This window comes from Sagittula sp. NFXS13, assembly GCF_040148795.1.
In the GTDB taxonomy this organism is placed as follows: domain Bacteria; phylum Pseudomonadota; class Alphaproteobacteria; order Rhodobacterales; family Rhodobacteraceae; genus Sagittula; species Sagittula marina.
On sequence record NZ_JAGEMH010000001.1, the window covers coordinates 60,413 to 84,031 of the forward strand.

16 protein-coding genes are annotated in these 23,619 nt (G+C 62.5%); 11 read left to right on the plus strand and 5 right to left on the minus strand.

What is annotated here, in order from left to right; all coding sequences use genetic code 11:
* Positions 1-13 precede the first annotated feature (13 nt).
* The 3 genes from J4E08_RS00300 to J4E08_RS00310 are packed head-to-tail and all read right to left on the minus strand — an operon-like array spanning position 14 to position 5,069.
* Complete coding sequence (locus J4E08_RS00300; RefSeq protein ID WP_349536810.1) at positions 14-415, minus strand: acyl-CoA thioesterase; 402 nt, start codon at positions 413-415, stop codon at positions 14-16.
* Positions 412-3,834, minus strand: coding sequence for an ATP-binding protein (locus J4E08_RS00305; protein ID WP_349536811.1), 3,423 nt, complete (start codon positions 3,832-3,834; stop codon positions 412-414). The genes J4E08_RS00300 and J4E08_RS00305 overlap by 4 nt, the downstream gene beginning before the upstream one ends.
* Entirely contained in the window at positions 3,834-5,069 is a 1,236-nt protein-coding gene (locus J4E08_RS00310; protein WP_349536812.1) for a metallophosphoesterase family protein, read from the minus strand. The genes J4E08_RS00305 and J4E08_RS00310 overlap by 1 nt, the downstream gene beginning before the upstream one ends.
* Positions 5,070-5,459: 390 nt before the next feature.
* Here J4E08_RS00310 and J4E08_RS24450 point away from each other — a divergent pair, with 390 nt between their 5' ends.
* From J4E08_RS24450 to J4E08_RS00345, 8 genes are all read left to right on the plus strand, one after another.
* Positions 5,460-5,753, plus strand: a complete 294-nt coding sequence (locus J4E08_RS24450) for a cyanase (protein WP_502949237.1) — start codon at positions 5,460-5,462, stop codon at positions 5,751-5,753.
* Between the two features lie 17 nt (positions 5,754-5,770).
* Positions 5,771-7,444, plus strand: a complete 1,674-nt coding sequence (locus J4E08_RS00315) for a thiamine pyrophosphate-dependent enzyme (protein ID WP_349536813.1) — start codon at positions 5,771-5,773, stop codon at positions 7,442-7,444.
* A 137-nt stretch (positions 7,445-7,581) separates the two neighbouring features.
* On the plus strand, positions 7,582-8,607 hold the full coding sequence (locus J4E08_RS00320; RefSeq protein WP_183965592.1) for a LacI family DNA-binding transcriptional regulator: 1,026 nt from the start codon (positions 7,582-7,584) through the stop codon (positions 8,605-8,607).
* 143 nt (positions 8,608-8,750) lie between these two features.
* On the plus strand, positions 8,751-10,055 hold the full coding sequence (locus J4E08_RS00325; protein WP_349536814.1) for an ABC transporter substrate-binding protein: 1,305 nt from the start codon (positions 8,751-8,753) through the stop codon (positions 10,053-10,055).
* A gap of 117 nt (positions 10,056-10,172) precedes the next feature.
* Positions 10,173-11,039, plus strand: coding sequence for a carbohydrate ABC transporter permease (locus J4E08_RS00330; protein WP_183965588.1), 867 nt, complete (start codon positions 10,173-10,175; stop codon positions 11,037-11,039).
* A 9-nt stretch (positions 11,040-11,048) separates the two neighbouring features.
* On the plus strand, positions 11,049-11,879 hold the full coding sequence (locus J4E08_RS00335; protein WP_349536815.1) for a carbohydrate ABC transporter permease: 831 nt from the start codon (positions 11,049-11,051) through the stop codon (positions 11,877-11,879).
* A 48-nt stretch (positions 11,880-11,927) separates the two neighbouring features.
* Entirely contained in the window at positions 11,928-12,950 is a 1,023-nt protein-coding gene (locus J4E08_RS00340; protein ID WP_349536816.1) for an ABC transporter ATP-binding protein, read from the plus strand.
* Between the two features lie 193 nt (positions 12,951-13,143).
* Positions 13,144-14,607 carry a mannitol dehydrogenase family protein gene (locus J4E08_RS00345; protein WP_349536817.1) on the plus strand — a complete coding sequence of 488 codons (1,464 nt, stop codon included), beginning with the start codon at positions 13,144-13,146 and terminating at the stop codon, positions 14,605-14,607.
* Between the two features lie 365 nt (positions 14,608-14,972).
* Here the strand turns inward: J4E08_RS00345 and J4E08_RS00350 are convergent, their stop codons facing one another.
* Together J4E08_RS00350 and J4E08_RS00355 are read right to left on the minus strand one after the other, a co-directional pair.
* Positions 14,973-15,209: a hypothetical protein gene (locus J4E08_RS00350; RefSeq protein ID WP_183965580.1), complete on the minus strand. Its 237-nt coding sequence runs from the start codon at positions 15,207-15,209 to the stop codon at positions 14,973-14,975.
* A 152-nt stretch (positions 15,210-15,361) separates the two neighbouring features.
* Positions 15,362-16,363 carry an extracellular catalytic domain type 1 short-chain-length polyhydroxyalkanoate depolymerase gene (locus J4E08_RS00355; RefSeq protein ID WP_349536818.1) on the minus strand — a complete coding sequence of 334 codons (1,002 nt, stop codon included), beginning with the start codon at positions 16,361-16,363 and terminating at the stop codon, positions 15,362-15,364.
* A 232-nt stretch (positions 16,364-16,595) separates the two neighbouring features.
* Between J4E08_RS00355 and J4E08_RS00360 the strand changes: the two genes are divergently transcribed.
* From J4E08_RS00360 to J4E08_RS00370, 3 genes are all read left to right on the plus strand, one after another.
* The gene (locus tag J4E08_RS00360) at positions 16,596-20,021 is read left to right on the plus strand and encodes a transglutaminase family protein (protein ID WP_349536819.1); all 3,426 of its coding nucleotides are present in this window, start codon (positions 16,596-16,598) and stop codon (positions 20,019-20,021) included.
* A 245-nt stretch (positions 20,022-20,266) separates the two neighbouring features.
* Positions 20,267-22,627 (plus strand): circularly permuted type 2 ATP-grasp protein, encoded by a 2,361-nt coding sequence (locus J4E08_RS00365; protein WP_502949238.1) that lies wholly within the window; start codon positions 20,267-20,269, stop codon positions 22,625-22,627.
* Between the two features lie 28 nt (positions 22,628-22,655).
* Positions 22,656-23,546, plus strand: a complete 891-nt coding sequence (locus J4E08_RS00370; RefSeq protein ID WP_349536821.1) for a transglutaminase family protein — start codon at positions 22,656-22,658, stop codon at positions 23,544-23,546.
* The last annotated feature ends 73 nt before the right edge of the window (positions 23,547-23,619 follow it).

The window sequence follows — 23,619 nt, forward strand, 5'->3', positions numbered from 1 at the left end:
TGCGGGCGGTGTTTCAGACCAGCTGGTCGCGCAGCGGCGCCACCTCCCCGGCAGCCAGACGCCCGTCCCGGTCCACGAAGACACCGCGCCGTTCGCGGCCTTCGAGCAGCAGGCGGTCACCGTCTGTCGCGCGATAGGTCAGTTCAAAGCTGCGGGCGGACCAGATGATCTCTGTCAGGGCATAGGTGATCGTTTGCCCCTCCAGGCCGGGGGATCGAAAGGCCAATGTCGCCTCCATCAGCCCGAAGCCGCGCGATTGAAGCCGTTCGCACAGTGCCTTGTGCCCGTCGGCGCGCTCGGCCAGATAGGCTTGGAACGTCTCGTCCATCCATCTGAAATAATTCGGGTAATAGACGATGCCTGCCGGGTCGCAATCGCCAAAGCTGATCCTCTGGACGCGTGTGAAGAGGGTCATATGCGATGCACCTTCGGCGCAGTGGTGCAGACCTCTTGCGCGATGTCGACCACGTGACGGTGGTGCGTCAGGTAAATCGCCTGGCCGCTGCGGCCGATGCGTTCCATCAGGCGGCAGGCGGCGCGCGTACGGTCCTCGTCAAACGTCTCGAATATGTCGTCGCAAAAGAACGGCAGCACCACCCCCTGCGAGACGAGCTGTTCGTACGCGGCGGCACGCAGGGCGAGGTATAGCTGGAACCGCGTGCCCTTGGACAAATCCGCCACTTGCTTGGCGGTGCCATTGGCGTCGAGCACTTGCAGCACCTCTGACGGGCCATTTACTTGTGGCACCAGCCGGGTGTAGGCGCCGTTGGTCAGTTCGGCAAAAGCGCGTTCCGTGGCTTCCATCATACCGCTGCGGTGGCTGTCACGATATCGGCGAATGGCTTCTTCGGCGAGACGCAGGCCAAAGTCCCGTTGCAGGTAATCGAGCGCGGCCTCCTCCAGTTGCAGTTCAAGCGTGGTGCGGCGTTCGACGAGGCCGGCGATTTCGGCGTCGCTGGTGATGGATTGCAGATCGCGGGCGGCGGCGGCGCGGTCGCCGATGGCCTGGGTCAGCGCGGCCTCCGCACGGTCGAGGTCGGCGGTGAGCGTCTGTTCCTCCGCCTCCAGCGCGGTGGCAGTTGTGTCGGCTAATCTGTGACGCACAGTGTCGAGGTCGGCTGCGCCCAGATCAGAGGTCAACCCGCGATCCAGTTCCATCAAACGCTGGCGTTTGCGGATGATTTCGCGGGCGGTGGCGTCGGATGTTCGCAGGGCGTCGAGCGTGTCGCGCGGGGCGCTGTCCGGAAAGGCTGCGGCGAGGCTGCGTGTCTCGTGGCCAATGGTGTCGAGGGTGTCCTGCGCGGCCTGCTTGTCTGCGGTGTGTCGCGTGATCTGATCCGTCAGGCGGTCGCGTTGGGCGGCGTTGTCCAAGGCCTCCCGTGCGTGCGCCTGAAGCGCGGCGTAGCGGTCGAGCGGATCGCCCGGAGCGACGCCAAAGCGCGCAGCGAGACGTTCGATTTCGTCTGCGAATTGCGCCTGATCCTGTTCCATGGCCCGGATCTGATGCACGGCCTGGGCGCGCTGGGCGTCGTCCTCGCGCAGGCGGCGCAGGGGGTCGAGCGAGGGCAGCAGCGCGTCGGGTGACAAGTGCCCTTTGAACAGATCCTGCACCAGTGTCTGCCAAGCGGTGTCTGCCAGCGCCTTTGTTTTTTGCGCGCTTTGGTGGCGGGCTTGGCGAGTGTCACGGTCGCGGGTCAACTCGGTGACAGTGGCGTCAGTTGTGGCGCGACGCTGCGCATCTTTCTGGGCGTCGCGTGCCAGGGCGCGGGCCGTGTCGAGCGCGGCGTCGAAGTCGGGGTCTTGCTGGGGCAGATGCGGGCGCAACGCGTCCAGTAGACTTTGCGCGCGGGCAAGGGTGGGCGCTTGCTCTGCTTGCGCGGCGTCAAGCTGGCGCTGTGCCTCAGCGGCGGCGGTATGGGCGGTGATCCAGTCTCGCAGGGCGCTGGGGGAGAGGTGCGGCAGGCCCGCCTGGGTGCAGGCGTTGGCAGTCTGCGCTTCGACGGTTTCACACTCGGCCCGGAGCGTGTCGAGACGCCGCTCCGCCTGGGTGGCGCGTGTCTTTGCCTCTGCCTCGGCGAGTGCGATTTCGCGCAGACGGGCGACGTCCTGGGCGTGGGCCAGCCGCGTCTCGGAGAGGTGGTCAAAGCGGGTCATTGCCTGTTCGAACGCCTGTGCTGTGGCCGTGTCGAGCGTCTCCAGATGCGTTTGCCACAGCGCGTCACGGGCGGCGCGTGCCTCTGTCGCATCCGTATCACTGACGGTGCCGCGCTTGCCAATCTGGGCCGCCTGCACGCTATGTCGCTCGGCGGTCTCGTGGGAATCGGTGATCTCTTGCGTGGTGCGCGCGATCTGGTCGGTGAGCGTGGCGTGACGGTCGGCAATGGCGTCCGCAGTTGCCGGATCAAACGGCGCCGCTGGCAGCGCGTCAAAAGCCGTCGCCCCGCGTGTCAGGGCGACCAAAGCCGTGTCGCGGGCCTCGCGGGTGCTGCGCAGGCGCGTCATGGCGGTGGCGTAGGCAGGGGCGATGCGGTCGGAATCGTGGCGCAACAGCAGATCCGCGAGCGTCGTCCCCACCGGCGTTTTCGCGGCGAGGTCGCGTTGCGCTTGCAGCGCGGTCGCCAGCCGGTCGTTAAGGGTCGCAAGTTCCTCGGCCTCTGTCTGCACCGTTTTCGTGGCCTCGCGCATCGCGTCACGGGCCGCTTCCAGGCTTGCGATCTGCGGCGGGGTACAGACCAAAGCGGTGGGGTCAGTATCACCGGACGCACCTAGGTCGCGCGCGTTACGCTGCATGCGTTCCTGCGCCTCGTCACGGGTGCGGCGGCGTTTCGGCAAGTCCGGACGGGCGGACACATAGCGACTGTGCAACTCGTCCAGAGCCTTGAGGTCAGAGACGAGCGTCTCTGCCTCTGGTGTGATGGTCAGGGCGTCGCGGGCCTCCCTTGCCTGCGCGATGGCATCGGTCAGCCGGATGAGGTCGGCCTGCGCCTTTGCCTCGTCGGTGGTGAGCTGCACCAGCCGGTTCGGGTCCAGATTAAGCGTCTCTGGCCAGCCTTCCGTGCCGTCGAGCTCCGCCGCCAGTGCATCGCGTTCAGCCATACGGGGCAGGGCGCGGCGCAGGGTGGCAACCTCGGCACGGCGTTTGTGAAGGTCGTCGCGTTCGGAGCGGGCGGTGTCCTCGCGCGTTTGCGCCTGCTGCTGCGTCTGGCGCAGTTTCTTGAGCATGGTGGCAGAGGTGTCGTTGTCGCGGATCTGGCGGTCAATTTCGGCCAGATCCTTTTTCAACAGGGCCATGCGGGTGCTGCTGGCGCGCTTGCGATAGATCTGGTCGGCCTCGTTGCGCGCCTCTGTCAGCACGGCGCTGAGGTCAGCGATGCCTGCCGCTGCAGAAAACAACAAGCGGCCGATGTCGCCCTTTGCATTTGCGATGTCCTCGCCGCCGGTCTCGATCGTTTCATCGTCAAGACAGAGCAGCGCTCGGTAATCGGTCAGCGACAGCCCACCAAGGTGCCCGGAAATCGCCTGTTCCGCCAGCACATTGCCGCGCGCATCGAGCAGGCTGTTGCGCCCCGGCACACGGACAAACGACTTCTCCGCGCCGTCGATGTCCAGCACGCCGGACAGGCGCATGTTCTGGCGACCGTGTTTGAAATCATAGCCGTCATTTTTGGCCGGGAAACCGTAAAGCAGACGCAGCGCGGCCTCCATCGTGGTGGTTTTTCCTGCTTCGTTCGGGCCGTAGATCAGATGGAAGTCACCATCCCCTCCGGCGCCAAAATCATAGGTTTGGTCGGTGAAATGGCCAAAAAGGTCGAGGGACAGGTGGCGCAGGCGCATCAGTCGGTGGCCCCTTTCATACGGGCGAGCATTCCGGCAGCGCCGTTGCGGGCAAGGTCAGTGGCGAGGGCGCGGGCTGCGTCCTCATCGGGGAGCAGGACTGCGCGGCGTGTCGCCGGCAGATCGTCAAGCAGCGCGCGCATATCGGCATGCAGCGCGTCGGCAAAGCCGGGCTCGGTGGTGATTTGCGCCATCAGATCCGCCAAGGTGTCGGTTGCACTGACCGATGGGCCGGAGGTTTGCGGTGCCTTCAAGTCAAAAGACAGCTTTTCGAGCCAGAGAACGCCGGTGTCCTGCGCGGTCTTGTCGATGGTCTCTTGCCAAACATCTCGGTCGCGCAGGATCTGCCAGTGCAGGTCCGTGTGACCGGTGAGGGTCAGGCGCAGGATGCCTGTGTCCGAGGTCAGCGATTGCGCGGTGTCGCGCAGGCGGGCGCGGAGCAGATCGCGCATGGCGTCGGCGCTGGCGAAGCCGGTCACGTCGATCTCCAGCGCGGCGAATTCCACGGCAGAGGTGGGGACCTCTTCAACCTGGATCTGGCCGTCGGTGATGGTGAGCAACGAGGCAGAGCGCGGCCCGGCCTCGCCAATGTCACGGCCCTGAGGGCAACCGGGCATGATGACCCAAGGGGACCGTGCATGAACTTGCCGCTTGTGCACATGGCCCAGCGCCCAATAGTCGAAGCCCGCAGCTGTGAGCTCGGCGACGGAGCAGGGCGCGTAGGTGTCATGCCCCTCCGATCCCGCGAGCGAGGTGTGCAGCATGGCAATGTTCACGGCCCCCTCGACGGGAGGGGCGAACTTCGGGAGCAGGCTGTCCGGCGCGTGGCGGCCAGAAAAGCTGACGCCATGTATCCACAGGTCGGACGCCAGCTCATCCTTGCCGCCGTGGCCAGTGAACACATGCACATTGTCAGGCAGGCTGAGTTCGCCGGTGATCGGATTGTCGGCGTCATGGTTGCCCTTGATGTAATAGACGCGGATGTTTGCGGCGCGCAGGCGGTCCAATTCGCCGGTCAGAAAGGCTGCGGTGCGGGCGCTGCGTTCCGCACCGTCAAAAAGATCCCCGGCAATCAAGAGCGCGGCCACCTGTTCCGAAAGCGCGGTGTCCACGATGCGGGTAAAGGCCGTGCGCGTGGCGGCCATCACACGTGTCCGCAGCCCCTCGTCCTTGAGCGCGAGGGATTTCAACGGTGAATCGAGATGCACATCCGCTGTGTGTAGGATTTTTGTCACTGGAAAACTCCTGCCTTGTCGGGACTATGACGGCAGGGCAAAGGGGGCGCAACGCGGTCGCCGGGAAAACCGAAGCCGATGCGGTGCGCAATGAGCATGTGCGAAAGCACAGGGTATGCCTGGGTCTGAACCGCGGCTTCTCAGGGGCCCGTTTGTCGAGCATGGCACTGGGAATAAGCACTGCGGGGCTGGACGGGTGGAATTCCAGGTGAAATCAAACCGTCCTTCGACACGGCGGTTGTGCACCCGCAGCACCGAGCGTTCCGCATAAGTCAACAAAATCAGGTAGGCTTGCCATGGGATACGGCCGAGACATTGGCGACCAATCGCTACTCGGTCGTATCTGGTGGGTGCGCTGACAAAACCTCCACCAACGTCTTTGCCCAAACGGTGCCCGCCGTTCCCCGCATCTACCGGTTTTCTTACGCCGTCGGTGTTTGCGGCCTGACGTTGAAGGCGTGGAGTCATGAGAACTTCGGCGCCGCAATCATGTCTGCCACCGCCTTTGAGGTGTCGGCGGAACGGGCCCAAAACTCCCAAAGACCACCGGGTCGACGTGGAAATGTCCGGCAAATGAACGCAGCGCAATACTTGGTGGGCGTCCGGGGCAGGGGCATCGTGTGTGCGCGCCAACGGCCTTCGCGTTGCACTCTCCCTCACAACAGGCAATGCTCCGCCCGTTAACAAAGGGATCGAGCAACATGGCACAGCGGCACGGCGGTAACCTCTTGGTGGAATGTCTTGTAAACCTTGGGGCGACAAAGGCGTTCGGGGTTCCGGGGGAAAGCTATCTGGCGGTGCTTGACGCGATGCACGACACCGAGGGGCAGCTCGACTACGTGCTCTGCCGCAATGAAGGCGGCGCAGGGTTCATGGCCGCCGCCTGGGGCAAGCTGACTGGCAAACCGGGCATCTGCATGGTCACGCGCGGACCGGGGGCAACGAATGCTTCCATCGGCGTGCACTCTGCCATGCAGGATTCCGCTCCAATGCTGGTGTTTGTCGGGCAGGTGGGCACAGACATGAAGGGCCGCGAGGCGTTTCAAGAGCTGGACTACCGCGCGGTGTTCGGGACGATGGCGAAGTGGGCGGTGGAGATTGACCAGACCGACCGCATTCCAGAAATCATCGCCCGCGCCTGGACGGTGGCCACCACGGGCCGACCCGGTCCGGTGGTCATTGCCTTGCCGGAGGATATGCTTTCAGCCCCGACCGATGCGAAACCGATCAAGGGGCCAAGCCGCATCGCCGCACCGACGGTCAACCCGGGAGCGGAAAATGACGCGCGCGAACTGCTCGAAGCGGCCAAGCGCCCGCTGATCTTTTTCGGGGGCAGCAACTGGAGCCCGGAAGGGCGCGCGGCACTCCAGGCGTTTGCCGAAGAGAACAAGATCCCCGCTGTCGGCGTGTTCCGCTATCACGATCAGTTCGACAATCACTCATCATGTTTTGCGGGCCATGCCGGGGTTGGCATGTGGCCATCGACGGCCAAGCTGATCCGCGAGGCCGATGTGGTCCTTGCCATAAATGTCCGCTTTGGCGAAAATTCGACGCAGGGCTATACTCTGTTCGATGTGCCGGAGCCCAAGCAGACGCTGATCCATGTGCACGGCAGCGATCTTGAACTTGGCAAGGTGTATCAGCCGACGCTGGGCATCCATGCAGACCCATCAGATTTTGCCATGACCATGGTGGAGGGCGGCCCGCTGGAGCGGCGCGATACCGGATGGTGCAAGCAGGCGCGCGAGGCTTACCTGGCTGGCTTTGATGTGCCAGAACAGCCGTCGCCGGTGGATATGGCGGAGGTCACCAGGTATTTGCAAAAGACCCTGCCGAAGGACGCGATCCTGACCAATGGCGCGGGAAATTTCGCCATCTGGCCGGGCTACTTCTTTCGCTATGGCAAGGGGCAGCGTCTGCTCGCGCCGCAGTCCGGGGCCATGGGCTACGGGCTGCCTGCCGCCATCGCCGCCAAGGTCGCCGACCCGAAGCGTACTGTGGTCTGTTTTGCCGGGGATGGCGATTTTCAAATGACATCGCAGGAATTGGCCAGCGCAGCGCAGGCCGGGGCGCAGCCGATCGTGCTGATCCTCAACAACGGCATTTATGGCACGATCCGGGCGCATCAGGAACGGCACTACCCGGGGCGGGTGTCCGGTACGTCCATGGAGTCGCCGGACTTTTCCGCTCTCGCCAAAGCCTACGGATTCCACGGGGAACGTGTTGAAAACACGGCAGACTTCGCCGAGGCATTTGAACGCGCGCTGGCCTCTGAAACCGGCGCTGTGCTGGATCTCAACATTTCCGAAGAGGCGCTGAGCCCACGCATGACCCTGACGCAAATGCGCAAGGCTGCGGCCGCTGCTGGCGCATAAGTGCGTCAACCAGGGATGAGTTTCAATTGAGGGTTGTGGCGCGAAGCAAGTTGATTTTTTCCGCGCGGCAAGTAACGGTGAAACATTCGAAAAGAAAAAGGTCGCCAAAGTAAGGCGGCGCGGAGGATGCGTCACTCATGTCACAGGTCAAAATCCGGAATATGGAAGAATTCGCGTCAGTGAGCGGGATCTCCCGGCCCACTGTCTCGAAGTATTTCAACGACCCCGACAGTGTGCGCCCCTCCACCCGCGCCAAGATCGAAGCCGCGTTGGAAACCTATGAGTACCGGCCCAACATCTTTGCCGTAAATCAGAACCGCAAGCAGACCAAGACCGTGGGCATTCTTGTGCCGTATCTGGCAGACCCGGTTTTTGCCGAATTTGCCCGAAACATCGAACAGCGCTGCGTTGAGCTTGGTTACCGTCCGACGATCTTTTCGTCCCATGGCGTTCAGCAAACGGAAAATGACATTCTCGACAACTTGCTGGCTTTGAAACCAGCAGGCGCGTTGCTGGCGCCTTTGGGGCGTGAATCGGACGTCGCGGCGGTGCGGGCCTTTTGTGATGAGGTGCCTACGGTCCTGTTCGATTCCAATATCGCGGACACAGGGCTGGCGTTTTGCGGAATGGATAATCCGCAATTCACCCGGCTGATTGTTGAGTATCTGTGTCGCAGCGGGCAGCCGCCGTGCTTCTTCGAGATGAAGACCCCAGCCAACCCGAACGCCCGGAAACGTCGGCAGAGCTACCTGGAGGCAATGCGGACTTTGGGCTTTGAGCCACAGGTGTTCAGCGTAGCCGGTGAGGGCTGGCACTTCGAGGAAATTGGCCGACAAGGCGGCCACAAGGTGCTGACCTCGGGGGAGATGCGGACAAACACCGTTCTGTGCTCAAACGACCGACTCGCCATCGGTTTTATCACCGCGTGTTACGAGCTGGGTATGAGCGTCGGGCGTGCAGAAGGCTGCGCGATTCGAGTGGCGGGGCAGGATGACCACCCGTTCTCCAGATACACTTGTCCGCCGTTGACCACCATTGCGCAAGATTACGATACCGTTTCCAAACACGCAGTTGCCACCCTGTTCCGGGCCATCGAGGGCGAGGAATTTCCCTATGAGGTCAATCTGTTCGAGGGGAAATTGGTGATGCGGGACTCGGCTTGATAGTGGCCTTCTCCCCTTGCTGCCGTCACGGTTTTTCTGCGAGTGCAAACTAATAAATTATCGCGCGTAAAGAAATTATTGACGGTGCGATTAATTTACGGCTAGGGTTCATTTGTCACATCTGAACCATAGGGAGGAGCAAGATGTACCTTAAGAACGCACTTCGTGCGGCGACCGCGCTTACGCTGGTCACCACGGCTGTCCACGCCGAAACGCTCACCATCGCCACCGTGAACAACGGCGACATGATCCGCATGCAGGGTCTCACCGACGATTTCACCGAAAAGACCGGTCATGACGTCGAATGGGTCACGCTAGAGGAAAACGTGCTGCGTCAGCGCGTCACCACCGACATCACCACCAAGGGCGGCGCTTTTGATGTCATGACCATCGGCATGTACGAAACCCCGATCTGGGGGGCGAACGGCTGGCTGGTCCCGCTCGACGATCTGTCCGAAGAATACGACGTCGACGATATCCTGCCCGCGATGGCAGGTGGCCTGAGCCACGACGGCACGCTTTATGCGGCACCGTTCTACGGCGAAAGCTCCATGATCATGTACCGCACCGACCTCATGGAAGAGGCCGGTCTGGAAATGCCCGAGGGGTCACCCACATGGTCCTTCATCCGTGAAGCCGCTGCGGCGATGACCGACCGCGATGCGGACATCAACGGCATCTGCCTGCGGGGCAAGGCCGGTTGGGGTGAGGGCGGCGCCTTGATCACGGCAATGTCCAACTCCTTTGGCGCACGCTGGTTCGACGAAAACTGGCAGCCCCAGTTCGACACCGATGCGTGGAACGAAACTCTGACGTTCTTCACCGAGATGATGAACGAGAGCGGCCCGGCGGGCTACGCGACCAACGGCTTCAACGAGAACCTGTCGCTGTTCCAGCAGGGTAAGTGCGGGATGTGGATCGACGCGACAGTTGCGGCGTCCTTTGTGACCAACCCCGATGATTCCACTGTTGCGGACTCCGTGGGCTTTGCGCTTGCACCGCACAAAGAGGGCATCGACAAAAACGGCAACTGGCTCTGGGCATGGGCGCTGGGCATCCCGGCGGGCACTCAGAAAGAAGAAGCCGCCAAGGCGTTTGTCGAGTGGGCGACCTCCAAGGACTACATCGAACTCGTTGCCGAAAACGAAGGCTGGGCCAATGTTCCTCCGGGCGCGCGGACCTCGCTTTATGAAAACGAGAACTACAAGGACGTGCCATTCGCTCAGATGACGCTGGATTCGATCTTGTCGGCTGATCCGAACAACCCGACCGTGGACCCCGTTCCCTACGTCGGCGTCCAGTTCGCGGCGATCCCGGAATTCGCAGGCATTGCCACCGACGTAAGCCAGGAATTCTCTGCCGTGTATGCGGGGCAGCAGTCTGTCGAAGAAGCGTTGGAAAAGGCTCAGGCCATCACCACCGACGCTATGGAAGCAGCCGGCTACTAAGGCTCCTCCCGGTCGAGGGGCGGCACGTCCGCCTCTCGGCTTTTTTCTACCTTTCACCGTTATTACCAACCTTTGAAGGCGGGCGTTTGCGATCCGTCAACAGGGAGAAAGCACCCGATGGCCACTCAGCATTCCCGCTCGGCCGCCCGGCTGATGATGGCACCCGCCGTTGTCTTGCTGCTCGGCTGGATGCTCGTCCCGCTTACCATGACGCTGTATTTCTCGTTCAAGAAATACCTGCCGCTGCGCGGTGGCGACCTTGGGTGGGTGGGCTTCGAAAACTACGTTCGTTTCGTCACGTCCTCGGCTTTCTGGCCGTCGATCCAGACCACGCTGGTCCTTGTGGGCGGCGTTCTGATCATCACCACGGTGCTGGGCATTCTGCTTGCGCTGCTGCTGGATCAGCCGATGTGGGGGCAGGGGCCTGTCCGCATTCTCGTCATCGCCCCCTTCTTTGTCATGCCGACCGTGTCGGCGCTGGTCTGGAAGAACTTTTTCATGGACGCCAACTACGGCCTGTTCTCATATCTGTGGGAGTTCTTCGGGGCCGAGCCGATCCAATGGCTCAGCCAGGCGTCCATGCCGTCGCTTGTCCTGATCGTGTCATGGCAGTGGCTGCCTTTCGCCACGCTGATCCTGCTCACCGCGATCCAGTCGCTCGACAGCGAACAGCTGGAAGCAGCGGAAATGGACGGTGCCCCGGCGCTGAAACGGTTCTGGTTCATCATCCTGCCGCACTTGTCGCGGGCGATTTCCGTGGTCATCCTGATCCAGACGATCTTCCTTCTGGGCATCTTTGCCGAGATCTTCGTCACCACGGGCGGCGCGTTTGGCACCAAGACCCTGACCTATCTGATCTACCAGCGTGTTCTCGAAAGTCAGAACATCGGACTGGGCTCCGCCGGTGGCGTCTATGCCATCATCCTCGCCAACATCGTCGCGATCTTCCTGATGCGGATCGTCGGCAAGAACCTGGACAATTGAGGGTAGATCATGGCTCGAGCTGTTACGACACAACGCAAAGCGATCAACACCGCACTCGCCTGGGCGATCGGTCTGCTGATCTTCTTCCCCATCCTCTGGACCATCCTGACCTCGTTCAAGACCGAGGCCACCGCCATTGCCGATCCGCCGGTCTTCTTCTTCTTTGACTGGACGCTGGAAAACTACGGTGTGGTCTTGGAGCGATCCAACTACGACAAGTTCCTGTGGAACTCGATTGCCATCGCCGGCGGGTCTACCCTGCTGGGCGTGATCATCGCGGTGCCTGCCGCGTGGTCCATGGCTTTCGTGCCGGGGCGGCGGACAAAGGACATCCTGCTCTGGATGCTCTCGACCAAGATGCTGCCGGCGGTTGGCGTGCTGTACCCGATTTACCTGCTGTTCATCAAGCTGGGCATTCTGGACAGCAAGATCGGCCTGATCATCGTGCTGATGCTGATCAACCTGCCAATCATCGTCTGGATGCTGTATACCTACTTCCGCGAAATTCCTGGCGAGATCCTCGAAGCGGCGCGGATGGATGGAGCTGGACTGAAGGAAGAGATCATCCACGTGCTGACGCCGATGGCGCTGCCGGGGATTGCCTCCACGGTGCTGCTGAACCTGATATTGGCGTGGAACGAGGCGTTCTGGACGCTCAACCTGACCGCGGCTGATGCAGCCCCGCTCACGGCCTTCATTGCCAGCTACTCTTCACCCGAGGGCCTGTTCTTCGCCAAACTGTCGGCGGCGTCCACAATGGCCATTGCGCCGATCCTCATTCTTGGCTGGTTCAGCCAGAAGCAACTCGTCCGTGGCCTGACCTTCGGCGCGGTGAAATAAAGCCCTCTAGCCGCGAAAGCGATAGGGCACGTATTGGGAGAGAGACTTATGGGACGCATTGTTCTCGAGAAAGTCGTCAAACGTTTCGGAGAAGCCGAGGTCATTCCGCCACTGGATCTGACCATCGAAGATGGTGAATTCACCGTCTTTGTCGGCCCGTCGGGCTGCGGTAAATCCACGCTTCTGCGCCTGATCGCAGGGCTGGAGGACACCACCGACGGACGCATCGTGATCGACGGTAAGGACGCCACAGGCCTGCCACCGGCCAAGCGCGGTCTTGCCATGGTGTTTCAGTCCTACGCACTTTATCCGCACATGTCCGTGCGCAAGAACATCGCCTTTCCGATGAAGATGGCGGGCATGGACCAGGCGGAGCAAGACCGCCGCATTGCAAAAGCCGCCGGCGCGCTGAACCTGACGGATTATCTTGACCGTAAGCCTGGGCAGCTGTCCGGTGGTCAGCGTCAGCGCGTGGCCATCGGCCGGGCCATCGTGCGCGAACCATCCGCATTCCTGTTTGACGAACCGTTGTCCAACCTTGACGCAGCACTGCGCGTCGGGATGCGGATGGAGATCAGCGAGCTGCACAAGAAGCTTGCGACCACGATGGTCTACGTGACGCACGATCAGGTCGAAGCCATGACCATGGCCGACAAGATCGTCGTGCTGCGGTCAGGGCATGTGGAACAGGTCGGCTCGCCGCTGGAACTGTACCGCATGCCGCGCAACACCTTTGTCGCAAGCTTCATCGGATCGCCTAAGATGAACCTGATCGAAGGGCCAGAGGCCGCAAAGCACGACGCACACACCATCGGCGTTCGCCCCGAACACATTGATGTCTCGAGCGAAAGCGGTCTTTGGTCCGGTGTCGTCGGCGTGGCGGAACACTTGGGATCGGACACGTTTTTCCACATCCACGAAACCGGGCTGGCAGAGACCCTAACGGTGCGCGCGGATGGCGAGGTGTCTTTGACCCACGGGGACAAGATCTACCTGACGCCACGCCCCGACGTGATCCATCGCTTCAGCGCCGATGGCCTGCGTATGAAAGATGAGCTGGCTGTCGCTTGACACGGTTGGCGGGTTAAACTTCGCTGACAAGACCTGTTCGCGCAGGCGGAAACGGGCTTCCCTTTGCCACGAAACCTGTGGTGAAGGGGCGCGTGCAACCACGGTGGACACTGACGCCGTTCATGTGCACACGCGGCAAAATGAATGAGCTAACGGGTCGGCCACCTGCGTACGGCCCGCAAAGGACACGGATATGAAACTCTCGAACGCAACATTGGGCTCGCTGCCCGAGGGCATCAAACGTCCCACCTACGACCGGACGGCGCTGACGCCCGGCATCGTGCACATCGGGCTTGGCAACTTTCACCGCGCGCATCAGGCGTGGTATCTGCACCAGCTGATGCAGCTGGGCCATGCACAGGATTGGGCTATTCTTGGCGCGGGAGTGCGGCCCTACGATGCGGCCATGAGAGACCGTCTTAAGGCGCAGGATTGCCTGACCACCCTGATCGAACTGGACCCCAAAGGACAGTCCGCCGAGGTCACCGGGTCGATGATTGACTATATCGAAATCGTCGAAGGCAACCGCCCGCTCATCGACGCCATGACACGAGAGGAAATCTGCATTGTTGCGCTGACCGTCACGGAGGGCGGCTATTACGTCACCGCCAACGGCGACTTTGACGAGGCGCACGCGGACATCCTGCATGACGCCGCCAACCCCGATACACCGCGCACGGCCTTCGGGGCGATCGTCTGTGCATTGAAGGCGCGCAAGGACGCGGGAACCGGCCCCTTCACGCTGCAAAGCTGTGATAACCTTCAGGGCAACGGCGACATCCTGCGACAGACCGTCGTGGGCCTCGCGCGTCTGTCCGACCGTAATTTGGCCGCCTGGATCGAGGAAAGCTGCACCTTCCCGAATTCCATGGTCGATTGCATCGTGCCTGCCACCGGTGCCAAGGAAGTCTCGCTGGCCAAAGAGCTTGGCATTGATGACGCGGCGCCGGTCACGCATGAGAACTTTCGTCAGTGGGTGATCGAAGACAGTTTCTGCGCGGGCCGTCCGGAATGGGAACTGGCGGGGGCGACCTTTACCGACGATGTGCACATCTACGAGGCGATGAAGATCCGCATCTTGAACGCGGGCCATCAGGTCTTGGCCAACGCGGCTGAAATCCTGTCACTGCCGACCATCGCATCGTGTATGCAGGACGAGGATGTCAGCGCATTTTTCGCCAAGGTCGAGGCAGAGTGCATCGTGCCCTATGTCCATCCGGTGCCCGGCATGGCACCCACGGAGTACGCCGACCTCATCGCACGTCGCTTCGCCAACCCGATGATCCATGACACCACACGCCGCGTGGCTTTTGACGGATCTTCCCGGCACACCGGGTTCTTGTTGCCGATTTTGCGTGATGCCATCGCGGCAAGGGGATCGATCGAAGGGTTGTCATTGGTCGAGGCGCTCTGGGCCCGCATGTGCAGCGGCCAGCGCGAAGATGGCACGGTGATTGAGCCAAATGATCCGATGTGGGAGGCGCTGACCGAAGCTGCCATGAAAGCCAATGAAGATCCGGCGCATTGGTTGGAGCAGCACCAGATTTACGGCGATCTCGCGCTGCACGGCAGCTTTTCCGAGAGCTTTGCCAAATGGCTGAACATGCTTTGGCGCGATGGCACACGCGCGACGCTGAACGTCTATCTCGCCAGCTGAAGCCGCTTGAGTCTCTGAGATAAAAGGCGTGCCCAACCGTCGGTGGGCGCGCCTTTTGCTGTTTCTTGGGATGGTCTATCAAACCCGAAATACAGAGATGTGCATGCACGGGCGGCGCATTTTCAGCGCGCCCTCTCATCCTTGCTGGCAAGACCATGGGTGATCGTGACCGATGGAAACGTCGATTTGGACAATTTGCCCCGGCTCGTGCGCGGAACCTCACCAAGCCGGGGTGACGATGCCATCGGTCGAAAGCCTTAAGAACATGTGAATCTTAACAAGACGTTAAAGTCCGCCACATAGAAGCATTTTCAATCTTCGGAAGCTGCAATCCGAGCCGGGGGCCCAAGGCTGACACGTTCCGGTCAGCACCGCGCGGCGTAGGTGCGAAACTCATCCCAAGGCAGCGTTTCTTCGACCGCTTCGGCATAGGTGTCGCCCACGGTAACGTGGCCTGTGTCCTTGCGGTAGTCCAGCACAAGCAGCCGGCCTTTCCATCGGGAGCGGCGCTCCGCGAAAAGGCGATCCTCAACCATTTGTAAAAAGGCTTCGGGCTGACCGGAGAACTCGGCCTTGATGTAGGCTGCTAGGACTGGTGTCATACCAGTATGCTTGCTCAGATTTAACTTTGAGTCAACTTTTACGAGTCTGCGGGGGTGCGTTGAACGATGAACCGCGACAGAATTGGGCAAAGGTGAACGACGCGTCAGGGGGCCTCTGCGGTCAGACACCAAGGCGCGCGCGGTCCGATTTATCAGGGTGTCAGTCCCCAAAACGCCGCGATGTGGCGCACGGCACACAGGTCAGCATCGGCAATGTGCGGGCCTGTTGTGCCACAGGCGTTTTCGGGATCAATCGGCACCGCGTGATCGAAACCCGGCAGCGCCCATGTCTCGATCCGGGCGGTGCCGCTGGCATCCGTATAGACGCTTCGGGTCGCGGTGCCGATGCTCTGGATCAGGTCGGGGGTCTGGTCGAGCCCTTGCACCGCAGTCCATTGATCGGTGAGCTCTTGCAGGTTGCGGGGATCGACGGTGTCATCAGCGCCGCCTTGCCACAAGGAGAGCAGCGGCCACGTGTCTCGTGGGCCAGAGACGGCGGTCACATAGCTGGCCCAGTCCCGAGGGCTTCGGTCTGTGGCGTCGTAGCCATAAATACCGCAGGCGTAGGTGGCATCCAGCCCATCGACGGGCATGTAATGGTAAACCGACCACAGCCAGTCCCACGCGCTGGCGGGGCGATTGCAGCCGTAAGGCACCCCTGCAAGGATCGCGCCACCGGCAAAGCGCTCAGGATGGTTGGCCATCATCGCAGCCGTCATGCCGCCACCGCCGGAGAGGCCGAGGATATAGACGCGGGCCGGGTCGGCGTCGTGTTGCGCCAGAACCGCGTCGATCATCGCCAGAATGGATGCGCTTTCGCCCTGACCGGGACGGTTGTCAGCCTGATCGTAGAAGCGGAAACACTGGTTGGACATGTTGGCGGGGTTCTGGTTCGGCAAGAGTAGCAGGAAAGGCGTTGCGTCCGCGAGGTTCGCCAACTCTGTCTCGTTATCGAAGTCGGCAGCCTGTTGCGTGCAGCCATGCAGAGCCACGACCAAGGGCAGGCCGGGCGATGTGTCAGAAGGCACATGCAGCAGCGCGCCGAGGGTGCCGGGGTTCGGAGAGAAATCGGTAAACTCTGCTGTCTGACCAAAGGCTTGGCTGGCGGCGAAAAACAGGCTGGCATGGATCACGGAAAGGCTGGCACAGGTCATGCAGAATACAATCTATTAATGATTAAATTGATTGACTGATTTCGCATAACGGGTGCTCGGTCAATCCATGCTGCGCCAAGAGGCACAGCCCCGGCGAGCAGTTCCGCGCTTTGCGATGATTTTGGGCGGACCCTGTGCAGATGCCTGCCGATTGTGCTGCTGTGCATAGGTTCGCTTTACTTCATCGGCACATAAATGTCTTGTGAGGGTTAACGCAGCAATGGGGGCCTTCATGGCGATCACCGCGAGCATTCGTCACCTGACGCATTACAAGTACGACCGGCCGGTCAAGCTCTCACCGCAGATCATCCGCCTGCGCCCGGCGCCGCACTCTCGGACGCGGGTGATCTCGCACAGCCTGAAGGTCGGGCCGGAGCCTCACTTCGTCAATCACCAGCAGGACATCTATGGCAACTGGCTGGCACGGTTCGTTTTTCCGGAGCCGGTGACAGAGTTCTCAATCGAGGTGGACCTCGTCGCGGATATGACGGTCTACAATCCCTTCGACTTTTTCCTGGAGGAAGAGGCGCAGCAGTGGCCGTTCGTGTATCCCGCCGAACTGCAAAACGACCTGGACCAGTATCGCAAGGCTGTGGATCTGACGCCAAAGCTCAAGGCCTGGGTCGACAGCATTCCGCGCGAAAAGACAGGGACGGTGGATTTTCTCGTGGCGTTGAACGCGCGGCTTGAGTCGGAAATCGACTACCTGATCCGCATGGAGCCCGGCGTGCAGACGCCGGAGGAAACGCTGGAAAAAGGCTCTGGCTCGTGCCGGGACACGTCTTGGTTGCTGATCAATATCCTGCGGCATCTGGGATTTGCCACGCGGTTTGTGTCTGGCTACCTGATCCAGCTGAAACCGGATCTGGAGGCGCTGGACGGCCCCTCTGGCACGGATCACGACTTTACCGATCTGCATGCCTGGTGCGAGGTCTATCTGCCCGGCGCGGGCTGGCTCGGGCTTGATCCGACCTCCGGCCTGATGACCGGCGAAAGCCACATCCCGCTGGCTGCGACGCCGCATTACGCCAATGCCGCGCCCATCGTGGGCGGCTTTCAGGGCGATCCGGACACACAGACCGACTTCAACTTCGAGATGGACGTACACCGCGTCGCGGAACATCCGCGCATCACCAAGCCGTTCTCGGAGGAAAGCTGGCAGGCGCTGGACAAGCTCGGGCGTGAGGTCGATGCGGTCATGGAAGCCGAGGATATGCGCCTGACCATGGGCGGCGAGCCGACCTTTGTCAGCATCGACGATTTCGAAAGCGAGGAGTGGAACACCGCCGCCGTGGGGCCGACCAAGCGTGACCGCGCCGACCAGCTGATCCGCAAGCTGCGCACACGTTTCGCGCCCGGTGGGTTCCTGCATTACGGTCAGGGCAAATGGTATCCGGGCGAGACATTGCCGCGCTGGACGTTCTCGCTGTTCTGGCGACGTGACGGCGAGCCGATCTGGAAAAACCCCGATCTGGTGGCACCAGAAACGCAAACCGGTGCGGAGGCAGAGGAGTCAGAACGCTTCATGCAGACCTTTGCCAGGACGCTTGGCATCGAGGATGACTTTGTCCGGCCCGCTTTCGAGGACCCCGCCGAATGGGTGCTGAGGGAGGCCGGGCTGCCGGTCAACGTGACGCCCGAGGATCCCAAGCTGAAGGACCCGGAGGCCCGCGCCCGTATTGCGCGGGTGTTCAATCGGGGGCTGACCAAGCCCGCCGGACACATCCTGCCCATTCAACGTTGGCAGGGGAAGGCGCGCGCATCGAAGTGGGTTTCGGAGCATTGGAAAACCCGTCGCGGCCACATGTTCCTGATCCCCGGCGACAGCCCGGTTGGCTTTCGTCTGCCTTTGGGCACGCTGCCGCATATTCCGGCCTCGCAGTATCCCTATACCTATGAGGCCGATCCCAGCACGCCCGTGGCCGCGCTGCCGGATTTCCATCAGGAGCTGGACGAGCGACGTCGCCTGATCCTCGAAGAACTGGAAAAGATCGCCGCCGAAGAGACCAGCATGCTGCCCGAGGTGACAGAGCAGCACACACAGCCAGTCTCCGGGCTGAAAGCTGAGGAGAGCGGCAGCGACCGCGCCGCACAGAACCCCATGATGATGGAAGGGGTCGATCCCGCGCTGGGCTACGTGCGCACGGCCGTCGCCATAGAGCCGCGCGACGGGCGCCTGTGCCTGTTCATGCCGCCGGTGGGCGCGTTGGAGGATTACCTTGAACTACTGGCCGCGGCAGAAACCACCGCCGAGGAGCTGGGCCTGCCGATCCACATCGAAGGATACGCGCCGCCCAATGATCCGCGTCTGAACGTGATCCGCGTTGCGCCCGACCCCGGTGTGATCGAGGTGAACATTCACCCGGCGCAGAACTGGCAGGACTGCGTGGCGATCACCGAAGGCGTCTACGAGGATGCGCGAGCCTGTCGTCTGGGCGCGGAAAAGTTCATGATCGACGGGAAGCATGTGGGCACCGGCGGCGGCAACCACGTCGTTGTGGGCGGGGCCACCACCTACGATTCGCCGTTCCTGCGGCGGCCCGATCTTCTGCGGTCGCTGGTGTTGTACTGGCAGCGACATCCGGCGCTGTCCTACCTGTTTTCGGGCATGTTCATCGGGCCGACATCGCAGGCCCCGCGCATCGACGAGGCGCGGCACGATACGCTGTACGAATTGGAAATCGCGTTGTCGCAGATCCCCGATCCGGGCGAGGACATGCCGCAGCCCGCGCCGTGGTTGGTGGATCGGCTGCTGCGCAACATGTTGATCGACGTGACAGGCAACACCCACCGGGCAGAGCTGTGCATCGACAAGATGTTCTCTCCGGATGGGCCGACGGGCCGGTTGGGTCTGCTGGAATTCCGTGGCTTCGAGATGCCCCCCGATCCGCGCATGTCGCTGGCGCAGCAACTGCTGGTCCGCGCGATCCTTGCGCGGCTGTGGAAAAACCCGATCAAGGGCAAGCCGGTGCGCTGGGGCACGCAGCTGCATGACCGTTTCATGCTGCCGCACTTTGTCTGGGCGGATTTCATGGACGTGCTGCGCGACCTTGATGACAACGGTTTCACGCTCCGCCCCGAATGGTTCGAGGCGCAAAAAGAGTTCCGCTTTCCCTTCGCAGGCGAAGTCTCTTACGAAGGGGCGAAGCTGGAGGTGCGGCAGGCGCTGGAACCCTGGCATGTGCTGGGCGAACGCGGCGCGATTGGTGGCACGGTGCGCTACACCGACAGCTCGGTGGAGCGGATGCAGGTGCAGCTGACCACGCTGAATCCGGACCGCTATATCGTCACCTGCAACAAGCGGCAGGTGCCGTTGACCGACACGGGCGAAAGCGGTGTGAAAGTGGGCGGCGTGCGGTTCAAGGCATGGCAACCCGCAGAGGCGCTGCACCCGGTGCTGGGGGTCGACGCACCGCTGGTGTTCGACATCTTTGACACGTGGTCGGGGCGCTCGCTCGGGGGGTGCACCTACCATGTGGCCCATCCCGGAGGACGCAACTACGACACCTTCCCGGTGAACACCAACGAGGCGGACGCGCGCCGTCTGGCACGGTTCGAGGGCAACGGCCATACACCGGGCACGTTCTGGCCCGCGTCGGAGGCGCCGCACCCGGAGTTCCCGATGACACTGGACCTGAGGCGTTCCCCCGGCGTATGACTGCCTCCTGAAAAGGAGCGCTGAGACCGGTGGCTGAGGAGACGAAAGACAATCAGCCGCCACAGCGCGGCGGGGCAGAGGCGGGGGCCGTGACCTCGGTCGAGGCTGCGCGCTCGGATACCATAAATGCGTCGCCGGCAGACATGTCGGCGGCCGCCACTGCGGAACGTCAGCAGATGGCAGAGCAGCGCCAGATCGCCGACGCCTTGTCGGTGGCACAGGCGCGCGCCAAGGCGGCGCAGGCCATGGTTCTGGAATACCAGCCGCCCGAGGGCGTGGCGGATGAGCTGTTGCAGGCCGATGGCTCGATCCGTCCGGTCTGGCGGCCAATGATCGAACACCTCGCCACGCGGGGCGCAACCGCGCTGGCCGGGGACTTTGCCCGTGGCGATCAGTACCTGCACGACGCTGGCGTGTATTACCGCCAATATACCGGGTCGGACTCGGATGTGCGGGATTGGCCGCTGAGCCACATTCCAGTGATGATCGCCGAATCCGAATGGGCTGAACTGTCCGATGGGCTGGTGCAGCGCGCCGATCTTCTGGAACGGTTGATGGCGGATCTGTACGGGCCGGGCAAACTGGTGGAGCAGGGGCTCTTGCCCGCGCAACTGGTGGCGCAGAACCCCGAATGGTTGCGTCCTCTGGTGGGCGTGCAGCCGCGCTCCGGCCACCATCTGCACGTCTTGGCGTTTGAGATCGGCCGCTCGCCAGACGGGTCTTGGATCGTATTGGGCGACCGCACTCAGGCGCCGTCAGGTCCCGGTTTTGCGCTGGAAAACCGGATGGCCACGGCAAAGGTCTTTCCGGAGATGTTCGTCGAAGGGAACGCGCTTCGGCTGGCGCGCTTTTTCCGCGAATTGCGCGCGTCGCTACAGGACCTGCGCGGGCCCAATCAAGGGCATGCAGCCATCCTGACCCCCGGACAGCACACCGACACCTACTTCGAACATGCCTATATTGCACGCTCGCTGGGACTGCTGCTGCTGGAATGCGGTGATCTGACGGTGACACCGGACGGCCCGATGGTGCGCACGATCAACGGGTTGGAACCGGTCAGCGTGCTCTGGCGGCGGCTGGATTCCCGCTTTGCCGATCCGTTGGAACTGGATGAAACATCGGCCATCGGCATGCCGGGATTGGTCTCTGCGCTGCGCGCGGGGCAGGTGGACATGCTCAACGCGCTGGGGTCAGGCGTGCTGGAAGCGCGGGCGCTCATGGCGTTCTTGCCGCGCATCTGTCGCCAGTTGACCGGCGAAGCGCTGAAGCTGCCAAACATTGCCACGTGGTGGTGTGGTCAACCGCGAGAGCTGGCCCATGTGCGCGATAACCTCGGCAAGATGATGATTGCGCCTGCCATGTCCACCGCGCTTCCGTTTGAAGTGGATGGATCGACGGCGCTTGGCGGCAAGTTCCGCGACAATGCCCGGATCGCCGTAGGCGAGTGGCTGGAGGAAAAGGGCGCGGATCTTGTTGGTCAGCAGGCGGTCACATTGTCCACGACACCAGCGATGATCGACGGGCGACTGGTGCCGCGTCCCATGGTGATCCGCGCCTTTGCGGTGCGCACCGCCCATGGGTGGGAGGTCATGCCCGGCGGCTATGCCCGCATCGGGCGGACCGAAGACCCCACCGCGCTGGCCATGCAATCCGGCGGATCGGTGGCGGACGTCTGGGTGGTCTCCGACGAGGACGTTCCCCCCGACAGTCTCACGCCGCGCGCCGACGGACCCTTCATGCGGCAACGCCCGGAACGTCTGCCCGCGCGGGCGGCTGACAACCTGTTCTGGCTTGGCCGTTATGTGGAACGGGCGGAACACGCGGTTCGGACCATGCGCGCCTATCATTTGCGCCGCGCCGCCGTGCGCCCGTTGGACAGTCCGCTCCTGGCGCTCTTGCGGGCAGACATCGCACGGCAGGGCATGTCAGAGGCCGCAGTGCCGCCGGAACTGTTGGGGTTGTTCACCGCGTCGCTTGCCTGTGTTGGCCACGTGCGGGACCGCTTTTCCGATGACGGCTGGCACGCGCTGAGCGATCTGTCGGCGCTGGCGCGCGACATGTCGAAGCGTCCCATGGGATCTGGTGATTCCGCCGCGCGGGCCATGAGCGAGCTGCTGCGCAAACTTGCGGGCTTCTCCGGTCTCGTGAACGACAACATGTTCCGCGCAGCCGGCTGGCGGTTCATGAGCATGGGCCGCTCGGTGGAGCGGGGCATCCAGATGGCCGGAACGCTGGCGAATTTCGCTGACCCCTCTGCGGCCACCGGTGGCCTGGATGCCGCCATCGAAATCGGTGACAGCGTCATGGCGCACAGGCGGCGTTACGCCGTCGCGACCCAACGTGAAACCGTGGTCGATCTGCTGGCACTGGACCCCGACAATCCTCGCGCCGTGGCCTTTCAGGTGGAGCGGCTGCGCAAGGATCAGTCGCGGCTGCCGCAACGCTACGACACGACGCAGATGGGACCGATCGGGCGTGCTTTGCTGACCCTGTCCACGGATCTGTCGGTGGCCAAACCGGAAGACTTCGGTTCTGACAGGCTGCGCGATGTGGCGAGCCGATTGATGACCGTGTCGGACATGCTGTCCTCGCGCTATATGAGCTAAGTCATCCGACTGCAAACGTGGGGCTGCCATGCAATACGACATCACGCTTGAGATAGGGTATCGGTTTGAGCATCCGGCTACGGCGGCGCGCACCCTGTTGCGCATGTTTCCGATAAACACGTCCCGGCAGACGCTTCTGCATGGGTCGCTGACCTGCTCGCCGCAAGCCTCGGAGCGGCGAGATGAAGTGGATTTTTTCGGCAACATGCTGACATCGCTGATGTTTTCAGCACCTTTGAAGGACGTGCGCTTTCGCTTCGAGGGGCGGGTGCAGCGCATCCCCTTCGATGGCGGACTGGACCTGTCACCTCCGCTTGCCGTGCTGCCACGAGAGATCGATGGCGTTGCGAGTTTGGGGCCACACAGCCCGCATCATTACCTTGGCCCGTCGGAGCGCATTCAGCCGGTGGGCGAAATCGCCGCCTTTGGTCAGGATGTGACCGCTGCGGCGTTGACCACGCTGGAGGCCGTGCTGGCGGTGTCGCGCGGCTTGCACGCGCTGTTCGATTTTGACGCCACCGCGACCGATGTGGCGACCGACCCGGCAGAGGCCTTCGCCCAGCGGCGCGGGGTGTGTCAGGACATCAGCCATGTGATGATCGGCGCGCTGCGGGCGGTGGGGATCCCGGCGGGCTACGTGTCGGGGTTCCTGCGCACGCAACCGCCTCCGGGGCAGCCGCGGCTGTCAGGCGCGGATGCCATGCACGCCTGGGTGCGGGCGTGGTGCGGGCGCGAACTGGGCTGGGTGGAGATCGACCCGACCAATGATTTGCGCGTCGCTCTGGATCACGTTGTGGTGGCTTACGGCCGCGATTACGCAGATGTGTCCCCGGTCAAGGGGTCACTGCGCAGCGCGGGCCCGCACAAGACGCAGCATTCGGTGGATATGGTGCCGGAAGTGCTTTCAACAGCGGGGTGACGTGCTGGGAAACTGCGGCAGCCGTGGCGTTTGCGCCGCCCGCAGCCACAAAATATGCGCGTTTTCCTGCCGA

Coding starts and splice junctions, on each gene's coding strand:
- J4E08_RS00300 (WP_349536810.1), bottom strand. CDS start 415: ATGACCCTCTTCACACGCGTCCAGAGGATCAGCTTTGGCGATTGCGAC.
- J4E08_RS00305 (WP_349536811.1), bottom strand. CDS start 3,834: ATGCGCCTGCGCCACCTGTCCCTCGACCTTTTTGGCCATTTCACCGAC.
- J4E08_RS00315 (WP_349536813.1), top strand. CDS start 5,771: ATGGCACAGCGGCACGGCGGTAACCTCTTGGTGGAATGTCTTGTAAAC.
- J4E08_RS00320 (WP_183965592.1), top strand. CDS start 7,582: ATGTCACAGGTCAAAATCCGGAATATGGAAGAATTCGCGTCAGTGAGC.
- J4E08_RS00325 (WP_349536814.1), top strand. CDS start 8,751: ATGTACCTTAAGAACGCACTTCGTGCGGCGACCGCGCTTACGCTGGTC.
- J4E08_RS00330 (WP_183965588.1), top strand. CDS start 10,173: ATGGCCACTCAGCATTCCCGCTCGGCCGCCCGGCTGATGATGGCACCC.
- J4E08_RS00335 (WP_349536815.1), top strand. CDS start 11,049: ATGGCTCGAGCTGTTACGACACAACGCAAAGCGATCAACACCGCACTC.
- J4E08_RS00340 (WP_349536816.1), top strand. CDS start 11,928: ATGGGACGCATTGTTCTCGAGAAAGTCGTCAAACGTTTCGGAGAAGCC.
- J4E08_RS00345 (WP_349536817.1), top strand. CDS start 13,144: ATGAAACTCTCGAACGCAACATTGGGCTCGCTGCCCGAGGGCATCAAA.
- J4E08_RS00350 (WP_183965580.1), bottom strand. CDS start 15,209: ATGACACCAGTCCTAGCAGCCTACATCAAGGCCGAGTTCTCCGGTCAG.
- J4E08_RS00355 (WP_349536818.1), bottom strand. CDS start 16,363: ATGACCTGTGCCAGCCTTTCCGTGATCCATGCCAGCCTGTTTTTCGCC.
- J4E08_RS00360 (WP_349536819.1), top strand. CDS start 16,596: ATGGCGATCACCGCGAGCATTCGTCACCTGACGCATTACAAGTACGAC.
- J4E08_RS00365 (WP_502949238.1), top strand. CDS start 20,267: ATGGTTCTGGAATACCAGCCGCCCGAGGGCGTGGCGGATGAGCTGTTG.
- J4E08_RS00370 (WP_349536821.1), top strand. CDS start 22,656: ATGCAATACGACATCACGCTTGAGATAGGGTATCGGTTTGAGCATCCG.